8 protein-coding genes and 1 pseudogene are annotated in these 9,880 nt (G+C 72.9%); 3 read left to right on the forward strand and 6 right to left on the reverse strand.

The window, feature by feature from the left end; translation table 11 throughout:
- Positions 1-27: 27 nt before the first annotated feature.
- Positions 28-2,022 (forward strand): hypothetical protein, encoded by a 1,995-nt coding sequence (locus VFZ92_RS26040; protein ID WP_330878660.1) that lies wholly within the window; start codon positions 28-30, stop codon positions 2,020-2,022.
- A gap of 6 nt (positions 2,023-2,028) precedes the next feature.
- On the opposite strand, the gene VFZ92_RS26045 is transcribed toward VFZ92_RS26040, so the two are convergent.
- The gene (locus tag VFZ92_RS26045) at positions 2,029-2,586 is read right to left on the reverse strand and encodes a TetR family transcriptional regulator (RefSeq protein ID WP_330878661.1); all 558 of its coding nucleotides are present in this window, start codon (positions 2,584-2,586) and stop codon (positions 2,029-2,031) included.
- A gap of 95 nt (positions 2,587-2,681) precedes the next feature.
- On the opposite strand from VFZ92_RS26045, the gene VFZ92_RS26050 reads away from it, so the two are divergent.
- Positions 2,682-3,512 carry an oxidoreductase gene (locus tag VFZ92_RS26050; protein ID WP_330878662.1) on the forward strand — a complete coding sequence of 277 codons (831 nt, stop codon included), beginning with the start codon at positions 2,682-2,684 and terminating at the stop codon, positions 3,510-3,512.
- A 273-nt stretch (positions 3,513-3,785) separates the two neighbouring features.
- Here VFZ92_RS26050 and VFZ92_RS26055 read toward each other — a convergent pair whose 3' ends face one another.
- Together VFZ92_RS26055 and VFZ92_RS26060 are read right to left on the reverse strand one after the other, a co-directional pair.
- Complete coding sequence (locus tag VFZ92_RS26055) at positions 3,786-4,409, reverse strand: UdgX family uracil-DNA binding protein (RefSeq protein ID WP_330878663.1); 624 nt, start codon at positions 4,407-4,409, stop codon at positions 3,786-3,788.
- Positions 4,410-4,412: 3 nt separating this feature from the next.
- Entirely contained in the window at positions 4,413-4,589 is a 177-nt protein-coding gene (locus VFZ92_RS26060) for a CsbD family protein (protein ID WP_330878664.1), read from the reverse strand.
- A gap of 271 nt (positions 4,590-4,860) precedes the next feature.
- Between VFZ92_RS26060 and VFZ92_RS26065 the strand changes: the two genes are divergently transcribed.
- The gene (locus VFZ92_RS26065; protein WP_330878665.1) at positions 4,861-5,361 is read left to right on the forward strand and encodes an ANTAR domain-containing protein; all 501 of its coding nucleotides are present in this window, start codon (positions 4,861-4,863) and stop codon (positions 5,359-5,361) included.
- On the opposite strand, the gene treZ is transcribed toward VFZ92_RS26065, so the two are convergent.
- The 3 genes and pseudogenes from treZ to VFZ92_RS26080 all read right to left on the reverse strand — a co-directional run.
- Positions 5,301-7,061, reverse strand: coding sequence for a malto-oligosyltrehalose trehalohydrolase (treZ, locus tag VFZ92_RS26070; RefSeq protein WP_330878666.1), 1,761 nt, complete (start codon positions 7,059-7,061; stop codon positions 5,301-5,303). The genes VFZ92_RS26065 and treZ overlap by 61 nt on opposite strands.
- Positions 7,058-9,256: a malto-oligosyltrehalose synthase gene (gene treY, locus VFZ92_RS26075; RefSeq protein ID WP_330878667.1), complete on the reverse strand. Its 2,199-nt coding sequence runs from the start codon at positions 9,254-9,256 to the stop codon at positions 7,058-7,060. The genes treZ and treY overlap by 4 nt, the downstream gene beginning before the upstream one ends.
- A pseudogene (locus tag VFZ92_RS26080) lies at positions 9,253-9,880 on the reverse strand (glycogen debranching enzyme); the annotation flags it as partial. The pseudogene VFZ92_RS26080 and the gene treY, both read right to left, overlap by 4 nt.

The raw sequence follows: 9,880 nt of genomic DNA on the forward strand, positions 1-9,880 counted from the left end.
GGGCAGCCGTGCGACTACGCTGCGTGCGTGACGTTCAGCGGGTTCGACCCGGAGCTGCTGGGACAACTCCGCACCAGCGGGGCGCTGCGCGAGCAGACCTACCTCCTGCAACGGGTGATCCGCTCGGTCGAACCCGCGACCCTGCTGAGCCAGCACTCCTCGACGCTGGCGGGCCTGGCCGCCGAACTGCCCCGCACCCACGCCGCGCTGCTGAGCTACAGCGTGCTCGGGCAGCCGAAGGGCAGGCTGCTCAAGTCGTTGTGCCTCAACGCGGCCGCCGCCGTGCAGCGCGCCACCACGGCCACCGGGCACCAGCCGCTGGTGCACTTCACGCACACGCTCGCGGAGGTCGTGGACTACGTCGGCGTCTACCGCGACGACCGGCAGAGCCGGGAGGAGGCGGCGGCGTTCGCCGCCCGCCTGGACACGCTCATCGCCGAGCTGCCGAAGCTGCTGTGGACGCTGTTCGTGGACTCGTGGCACGCCACCGCGACCACGCCGGGCCGGTGGGCGCGGCTGGACCAGGTCAGCGACGAGGTGGCGTGCCTGGTGGCCGCGACCGACCGCGACCCCGACGCGCTCCAGCAGGAGCTGACGCACGCGCTGGCCAAGCACGGCGCCGACCCCGCCGCGATCTGGCAGGTCCTGCACCCGGACCTGGTGCGCCACCACGTGGCGTGCGTCGTGCACGGCGCGGGCGAGCTGTCCGGTCTGTCCGCCCTCGACCCGACTGCCCGCCAGTGGTCGGCCGGTCAGCCGGAGAAGCTCGGCTGGGGTCCGGCCCGCGACCGCCTGCGCCAGTTCCTGGCCACCGTCCCGGCGACGTCCACCACGTGCGTCGTGGCCGTCGACGTGGACGCCGTGGACAAGGCCAGCGCGGGCCGCCTCGCCCGCCGCCGCGTCACCGAGCTGCTGGACCAGTACGTCGCGGGCCACCGCCTGCTCACCATCTCCCTCGACCCGCGGATGCTGGTGACCCGCGCGGGCACCGTCCGCAGCGACGAGCTGACCCCGCGCCGGTCCACCGTGCAGCGCGCGTACCCGCTGGTGCAGCGCTGGCCGCGCGGCCTGCGCGAGGGCCTGCGCATGGCGCACCTTGCCCGCACCACCGACTCCCCGCTCACGGCCGCCGCGCTGTCGTGGGCGGCGCTGGAGGCGTGCGGCGTCAACGAGAAGGCGTCGCAGCTCGCGGGAGTCCTGTCGCTCCAGGCGATGCGGCAGCAGGTCGTCGAGGCGCACCAGCTCCTGCACCAGTCGGCGACGGCGTCGGCCAAGCACGCGCGCAGCCGGGTCGGCACCACGAACCGCCGCGTCCTGAGCCTGCGGCGCGCCGTCGACCGGTGCGCGCCCGACCACCCCGAGCACGCGCGGCTGCGCGCGGCGCTGCTCGCCGCCGACACCCGGCACAACGACGCCCTGAACCGCCAGGACGCGCTCACCGGGACCCTGCACGAACCGCTGGCCGTCGTGGGCCGGTACGCCACCCTCGACGACCACAGGTACCTGCTCGACGTGAACCGCTGGGTCGACGTGCTGCTCCCCGCCCGCCCCCACGACGACCCCGCGCTGCTCGACGCGCGGGTGGCCGTCCACGACCTGCTCCCCCACGTGGCGCCGCTCGCCGCCCGCCAGGTCACCGACTGGCAGGGCAGGCTCGCGTCCGCGGGCGACTGCGCGCGCTGGCTGGTGGTCACCCAGGAGCGGATGCGCTCCCTGCTGGACGCGCTCTACAGCGCCCGCAACCTGGCCCTGCACTCCGGGGTCTTCCAGGCCACGGGCGACGTCGTGCTCGGCCTCGGCGGGCTCATGGTCGTCGACTTCACCCTGGAGGTCCTCGGCAACTGGTACCGCAACGCCACCGGTCCGGACGCCCACGCCTCGCCGCTGGAGGTCGTGCGGGAGCTGGCCGCCCGCCAGGAGGACCTGTGCGGCAAGCTCCGGGGCTCGCACGGCGCGGCGTTCCCGCTCAACGTCGAGTGGCTGACCAGCCCCAGCACCGAGGGCGCCTGGGACAGGGCCTGACCGGGTTCAGGGCGCGGTCAGCCGCCGCACCGCGTCCACCACGGCGGCGCGGCGCTCCTCGCGGTCGGGGGCGAGCGCGTCGAACTCCGGGTTCATCGACGACCACGACGTGCTGACGGCCTGGACCAGCGCGAGCAGCGCGACGGGCGGGTGGTGGCGGGCCAGCACGCCGTCCTCCTGCGCCCGCGCCACCTCCTCCAGCCGCTGCCGGTTGACCTCGACCACGGCCTCCAGGTGGGCGCTGCCGGGCCGTTCCAGCCGGTACCAGACGGACAGCCGCCGGGCCGCGGGGTTGTCCTCGAAGTAGTCGTGCAGCCGTCCCGCGTAGCCGGGCAGGTCGGTCGCGTCGAACGGGACCCGCACCAGGAACTCGGCCACGTGGGCGGTGAACACCGCGTCGAACAGCAGGTCCTTGCTGCCGTAGTACGCGTACAGCATCGCCTTGTTGCAGCCCGCGACCTCGGCGATGCGGTTCACCCGCGCGCCGGCGATCCCCAGTTCGGCGAACTCCGCCGTGGCGGCGTCCAGCAGCTTCTTCCTGGTGCGGTCAGCGTCTCGGATCACCCGACAAGGTTACCAACCAAACAGTCGGTTGACAGCGGCGCCCACGCGGTGTTCCCTGGAAGTATCCAACCAGTCGGTTACAAGAAGGGGCCACCATGCCCAAGACCTGGCTCGTCACCGGCAGCTCCCGCGGTCTAGGCCGGGAACTCGCGCGGGCGGCGCTCGACCACGGCGACACCGTGGTCGCCACGGCCCGCGACCCGAAGGACCTCGTCGACCTCACCGCGCGGTACGGCGAGCGGGTCCGCGCCGTGGCGCTGGACGTCACCGACCCGGTCGCGGCGCGGGCGGCCGTGCGGACCGCCGTGGAGGCGTTCGGCTCGCTCGACGTGGTCGCGAACAACGCGGGCTACGCGAACTCCGCCCCCATCGAGCACACGCCGGACGAGGACTTCCGCGCGCAGGTCGAGACGAACCTGTTCGGCGTGGTGACCGTGACCAGGGCCGCCCTGCCGGTGCTGCGCGAGCAGCGCTCCGGGCACTTCCTCCAGTTCTCCTCGATCGGCGGACGCGTGGGCGGCACCCCCGGCATGGGCGCCTACCAGGCCGCGAAGTACGCCGTGGAGGGCTTCTCCGAGGTCCTGCACAACGAGGTCGCGCCGTTCGGCGTCAAGGTGACGATCATCGAACCGGGCGCGTTCCGGACCGACTGGGGCGGGAGTTCGATGAGGATGGCGCCGGTCGACCCCGACTACGAGTCGACCGTGGGGGCCGTCCACCGCTACCGGCTCGACGCCGACGGCAAGCAGGCGGGCGACCCCGCGAAGGCGGCCGGGGTCGTCGTCGGGATCACGACCCTGCCCGACCCCCCGCTGCGCCTGCTGCTCGGCTCGGACGCCCTCCGGATCGCCGCCGAGTCCTCGGTGGCGAGGGCCGCGGAGGCGGAGGCCTGGGCGGGGACCAGCAGGTCGACCGACTACGCCTGACGGGTGAAGTGTGACGTGGGCCATATCCGTTGCCGGACCTGGATTTCGCGCTTAGTTTGGTCTTACACGAGGAAGGAGGTGGTCCGAAGTTGTATAGCTATAGGACTTTTCGTGAGGTGTCCGTCCGCTAGGACCGCCCGTTAGGGACCCTTTCCGGAGCGGCCTGGCGAGTTCCAGGCAGGCACCCGACCCCCGGCACCCCGAGCCCAGTCCAGCTCGGTCCGCACCTCGTGCGGGTAAACGGTCCGGGGGTCGTCCCATGTCCCGGCCCGATCACAGCGCCGCGTGGACCGCCTCCAGGTCCCGCGCGAACTCCTCGAACGCGGCCTCGCGGTCGTCCGACCGCAGCACGGCGGACGGGTGCACGGTCGTGAGCACCGAGCACTCCCGGTCGCCGACGGTGGCCCGCTCCACCTCGCCCCGCCGTTCGCTCACCGAGAACGAGGGGCCCAGCAGGGCCTTGGCGGCCACGGCTCCCAGGCACACCACCAGTTCCGGCCGGACGGCCCGCACCTCGGCCGTCAACCACGGCAGGCAGGCCACCACCTCGCCGCGGGTGGGCTGCTGGTGGATGCGCCGCTCGCCCCGCTGCTCGAACCTGAAGTGCTTGACCGCGTTGGTGAAGTAGATCTCCGACCGCACCAGGCCGACGGCCTCCAGCGCGCGGTCCAGCAGCTTCCCGGCGGGTCCGACGAAGGGGTGTCCGGCGAGGTCCTCGCGGTCCCCCGGCTGCTCCCCCACCATCATCACGCGGGCCTTGGCGGGTCCTTCACCGAACACGACCCGCGTCGCGCCGACGTGCAGGTCGCACCCGCGGCACCCCTCCGCCGCACGACGCAGCGCCGCCAAGCCGCCCCTCTCGGGGACGAACTCGGCGGCGCCGCGGTGCGCTACCACGACTCAGTCCTTGCGGAAGGCGTCCTTGACCTTCTCGCCCGCCTGCTTGAGCGAACCCTTGGCGCGCTCGGCGCGGCCCTCGGCCTGCCACTGCTCGTTGTCGGTGGCGTCCCCGACGGCTTCCTTGGCCCGACCCTTGAGCTCCTCGGCCTTGTTGCTGATCTTGTCGTCGGCACCCATGACCGATCCTCTCCGTAGACGGTTGATCCGCGGCTCGGGTACCCGTGGCGACCGGAGGTAAACAGCGATCGGCCGGTGTACTACGGTGATCGTTAGCGGTTGAAAAGCCAGCCGCAAGCCATCGGGTGTCCTCCTGCGGAGGGCACCCGTGTCAGCGAGGGACGACGGCAGCGCGCCGGCGTCGCGCGGTGGGCTTGCCTGAGCTTTCCGCTGGCCGTCTCCCGCGTTCTGGCATGGCTTCCATGTCCCGACGTGTGAGAGGAGCCCGACCGTGGTCGGGGATAACGGTCAGGTGGATCCGCTGAGGGTGCGGATCGCCGGCCTTGAGGCTGAGGTCGCGGGCCTGCGCAAGGCGTTGCAGACCCGCACGGTGATCGGCCAGGCCACGGGCCTGATCGCGGCCGTCCAGGGCCTCACCCCGCAGCAGGGCTTCCAGCTGCTCGTCCGGATGTCGCAGCACCACAACGTGAAGCTCCACTCGATCGCGGTGAAGCTCGTCGACCTGGCGGGTGAGCTGGGGCCGCGGCAGGCCGTGCGGTCGGTGCACCTGCCCGTGGAGCCGCACGAGCGGGCCGAGGAGCCGCAGTGGCCCGGCGTCGACGTCGTGGAGGCCGCGCGCCAGCTCGTGGCCGCGCACGAGGCGGCGCACCGCGTGGACGGTGCGTCCGCCGACGTGCGAAGACAGCTGGCCGACGAGCTGACGCTGGCCGGTCAGCTGCTGGCGGAACGGCTCGCGGACGTGGGCTGGTTGGACGACGAACCGGTCGCCTGAACGATCGCGAACGACTCGGCGGGCAGGCGGACGCCCTCGTCCACCAGCGCCACGTCGCCGGACGCGAGCAGCACCGAGCCACCGTCGACGTCCAGTGCCCGAGTGACCGCCGTGGCGCCGAGGTTGCACACCAGGCGCAGGTCACCGCGGCGCAGCACGAGCACGGTGTCCACCTGCTCGACGGCGAACTCGGCCAGCCGCGGGTCGGCCAGCTCCGGGTGGGCCCGGCGCAGCGCGATGAGCGACCGGTACAGGTCGAGCACCTCGCGGTGGCCGGGCTCGTCGACCTCGCTCCAGAGCAGCGTCGACCGCTCGACCGTCGCGGGGTCCATCGGGTCCGGCACCTCGGCCTCGCCCCAGCCGTGCGCGCCGAACTCGCGGCGCCTGCCGGTGCGGACCGCGTTCGCCAGCTCCGGGTCCGGGAAGGACGCGAAGAACTGCCACGGCGTGCTGGCGGCCCACTCCTCCCCCATGAACACCATCGGGGTGTACGGCGAGCAGAACACGATCGCCGCGCCGCAGGCCAGCAGGCCCGGCGACACCGTCGCGGACATCCGGTCGCCGGTGGCGCGGTTGCCGATCTGGTCGTGGTTCTGGAGGTACGCCAGGAACCGGTGGCCCGGCAGCACGCGGGTGTCGACCGGGCGGCCGTGCGTGCGGCCCCGGAACGACGACCACGTGCCCGCGTGGAAGAACGCCTCGCGCAGCGTGCGGCCGAGCGCGCCGGGTTCGGCGAAGTCGGCGTAGTAGCCGTGGGTCTCCCCCGTCAGGGCGACGTGCAGGCAGTGGTGCAGGTCGTCCGACCACTGCGCGTGCAGGCCGTAGCCGCCGCCCTCCCGCGCGGTCACGAGCTTGGCGTCGTTCAGGTCCGACTCGGCGATCAGCGTCAACGGCCGCCCGAGCCCCGCCGAGAGGGCGTCGACCTCGACGGCCAGCTCCTCCAGCAGGTGCGTCGCGCGGCGGTCGAGCAGCGCGTGCACGGCGTCGAGCCGCAGCCCGTCGACGTGGAAGTCCCGCAGCCAGCCCAGCGCGTTGTCGATCACGTACCGGCGGACCTCGTCCGAGCCGGGGCCGTCGAGGTTGAGGCCGGGGCCCCAGTCGTTCTGGCCCGCGAAGTACGGGCCGAACCGGTCGAGGTACGCGCCGGAGGGCCCGAGGTGGTTGTAGACCACGTCGAGCAGCACGCCCAGACCCCTGCCGTGGCAGGCGTCCACGAACCGCTTGAACGCGTCCGGACCGCCGTAGGGCTCGTGCACCGCGCCCCACAGGACCCCGTCGTAGCCCCAGCCCGCGGTGCCGTCGAAGGAGTTCACCGGCAGCACCTCGACGAGCGTGACGCCGAGGTCGACCAGGTGGTCGAGCTTGCCGATGGCCGAGTCGAGCGTGCCCCCAGGGGTGAACGTGCCGACGTGCAGCTCGTAGATCACCCCACCCGGCAGCGCCCGCCCGGTCCAGCCGTCGTCGGTCCACCCGAACGCCGAGTGGTCGTACCGGCGCGACGGCCCGTGCACGCCTCCCGGCTGCCACAGCGAGCGCGGATCGGGCAGGGCGTCGTCGGAGTCGTCCAGCAGGAACGCGTAGTCGGTCCCGTCGACGGCGGCCGACCACCAGCCGTCGGGGGCCGCCGTCATGGCGTGCTCGACGCCGTCCACGCGCACGCGGACCCGCTCCGCGGCGGGAGCCCACACGGTGAAGGTCACGAGGTCTCCCGAACCAGCAGCGCGACCGGGTACCGCTTCAGCAGGCCCGCCACCGAGGTGCCCGCCTCCCGTCCGTTCAGCACGTCAGTCCACTCACCCGGCGGCAGCGGCAGCACGGTGTCGCGCCAGCCGCCCGCGGCCGCGAGGCCCAGCGGGAGGCGGGTGGCGACGACCACGAGGTCCGGTGACCGGTGGTACGCCACGAGGTGCTCGGCCGCGACGCCCTCGGCGGGCAGCGGGCGGTAGCCCCGGAACAGCTCCGGCCGGTTCCGGCGCAGGCGCAGGGCGCGTTGCACGACCAGGAGCTTGGCCGCGCCGGTCTCGTCGACCTCCGGCAGCCACCAGTCCTCGATGCGGGCCAGCAGCTCGCGCCGGACCGCGTAGTCGACGGGCCGCCGGTTGTCCGGGTCGACCAGCGACAGGTCCCACAGCTCGGTGCCCTGGTACACGTCCGGCACGCCGGGCGCGGTGAGCTGCACCAGCTTCTGGCCCAGCGCGTTCGACCAGCCCGCGGCGCGGATCCGGCCGACGAACGCCTCGATCTCGCCGCGCGTCACGGCGTCGCCGAGCACCTGCTCCGGCCACGCCGCGACGGCCGCCTCGAACTCCTCGTCGTGGTCGACCCACGTCGTGCGGAGCTTCGACTCCTTCGCGGCCTTGTCGAGGTAGTCGCGCAGCCGGTCGGGGCCGATGGGCCACGCGCCGACGATCGTCTGCCACGCCAGCAGGTTCAGCGACGGCTCGTCGATGCCGTGCCGCTCGGTCCACCGGCGCACCAGGTCGCCGAACTCCTCCGGCAGCTCGGAGAGCACGGCCAGGCGGGCCCGCACGTCCTCGGAGCGCTTGGTGTCGTGCGTCGACAGCGTCGTCATCGACTCGGGCAGGGCCGCGTCCCGCTGCGCCGCGAGGGCGTGGAACTCCTCGACGGGCACGCCGAAGCGGTCCGGTGCGCCGCCGACCTCGTTGAGCGCCGCGAACCGGGTGTACCGGTAGAACGCGGTGTCCTCGGTGCCCTTGGCGACGACCATGCCGGACGTCTGCTGGATCCGGGTGGCGAGTTCGCCTCCGGGGTCGGCGCGGACCTGCTCGTCCAGCGCCTCGGCACCCTTGACCCGCGACACCGCCGTCGCCCAGTTCTGCTCGCCCTCGGGCAGGTAGGAGCGGTACACCGGGAAGTTGACCATCACGTCCGCGACGGCCGCCTCGGCGTCCGCCCGGTCGACGCCCTCCACGAGCGCGGCGATCCGGCGGACCTCGGCCCGCAGGATCGAGTCCGTGACGAGCTTGCGGCAGGTGTGCTCGACGGCCTCGAAGTCGGTCTCCTGGCCCAGTTCCGCGGCCAGCGCGGTGAAGTGCTCCTCGGCGCGGGGGTCGACGAAGAGGCCGCAGACCTCGCGCAGCGCGTCGTAGCCCGTGGTGCCCTCGACCGGCCAGCTCGTCGGCAGCGGTTCGCCGACGCCGAGGATCTTCTCCGCGACGATCCAGACGCCCGAGCGCTCCTTGAGCCGCCGGAAGTAGCCGCCGGGGTCGGCGAGGCCGTCGGGGTGGTCGACCCGCAGGCCGGTCACCTGGCCCGCCGCGACCCAGCGCAGCACCTCGTCGTGCGTGGCGTCGAAGACCTCGGGGTCCTCCACGCGCACCGCGGCGAGCGTGGTGATGTCGAAGAACCGCCGGTAGTTCAGCTCCTCGTTGGCCCGCCGCCAGTGCACGAGCCGGTAGTGGTCCGACACCGGCAGGCGGTGGTCGTAGTACGTCACGACGTCGCCCTCGGTGGTGGGCTCGCCCTCGTCGCCGAGGATGGGCACCAGCACCGGACCGGCGGACCAGTCGATGTCGAAGTACTTGGCGTAGCGGGACTCCTGGCCGTGCTTGAGCACGTCCCACCACCACGGGTCGGTCTCCGGCGCGGCGACGGACATGTGGTTGGGCACGATGTCGAGCACGAACCCGAGGCCCGCGGCGGAGACCTTCGCGCTGAGGGCGAGCCGCCCCTCCTCCCCGCCCAGTTCGGGCCGGGCGCGGGTCGGGTCCACGACGTCGTAGCCGTGGGTGGAACCCGGTGCGGCGTCGAGGATCGGGGACGCGTAGACCGCTCCGACGCCGAGCCGCTCCAGGTAGTCGACGGCCTCGGCGGCGTCGGCGAAGGTGAAGCCGGGGTGCAGCTGGAGCCGGTAGGTCGAGCTGGGCGCGCTCATTCGCCACCCGTCCTCTGGAGGACGACCAGGGACCGCGCGACGAGCGTGAGCTTGCCGCCCGCCGGGATGGGCTCGCCCATCTCCGGGATGCGCACCTCGCCGGTCGCCGTGTCGACCACCACCGTCCACTCCGGACCGTAGCCCTCCTCGGGCAGCGTCACCTCGATGTCCTCGTGGTGGGCGTTGAACGCCAGCAGGAACGAGTCGTCCACCACCCGCATGCCCCGCTGGTCCAGGTCCGGGATGCCCTCGCCGTTGAGGAACGCCACGACGCAGCGGCCGAAGTCGTCGCCCCAGTTGTGCTCGGTCATCTCCTTGCCCTCGGGCGTGAACCACGCGATGTCCCGCAGGTCGTCACCACTGCGGATCGGCTTGCCCGCGAAGAACCTCCGCCTGCGCAGCACCGGGTGCTGCTTGCGGAACGCGGTGAGCGCGCCGGTGAACTCGATCAGGTCGGCGTTCTCCTCGGCCAGCGTCCAGTCCACCCAGGAGATCTCCGTGTCCTGGCAGTAGGCGTTGTTGTTGCCGTGCTGCGTGCGGCCGAACTCGTCACCGTGCAGCAGCATCGGCACACCCTGCGACAACAGCGTCGTCGCCAGCAGGTTCCGCCGCTGGCGCGCCCTC

The sequence above is a fragment of the Umezawaea sp. genome (assembly GCF_036375055.1).
Lineage (GTDB): Bacteria > Actinomycetota > Actinomycetes > Mycobacteriales > Pseudonocardiaceae > Umezawaea.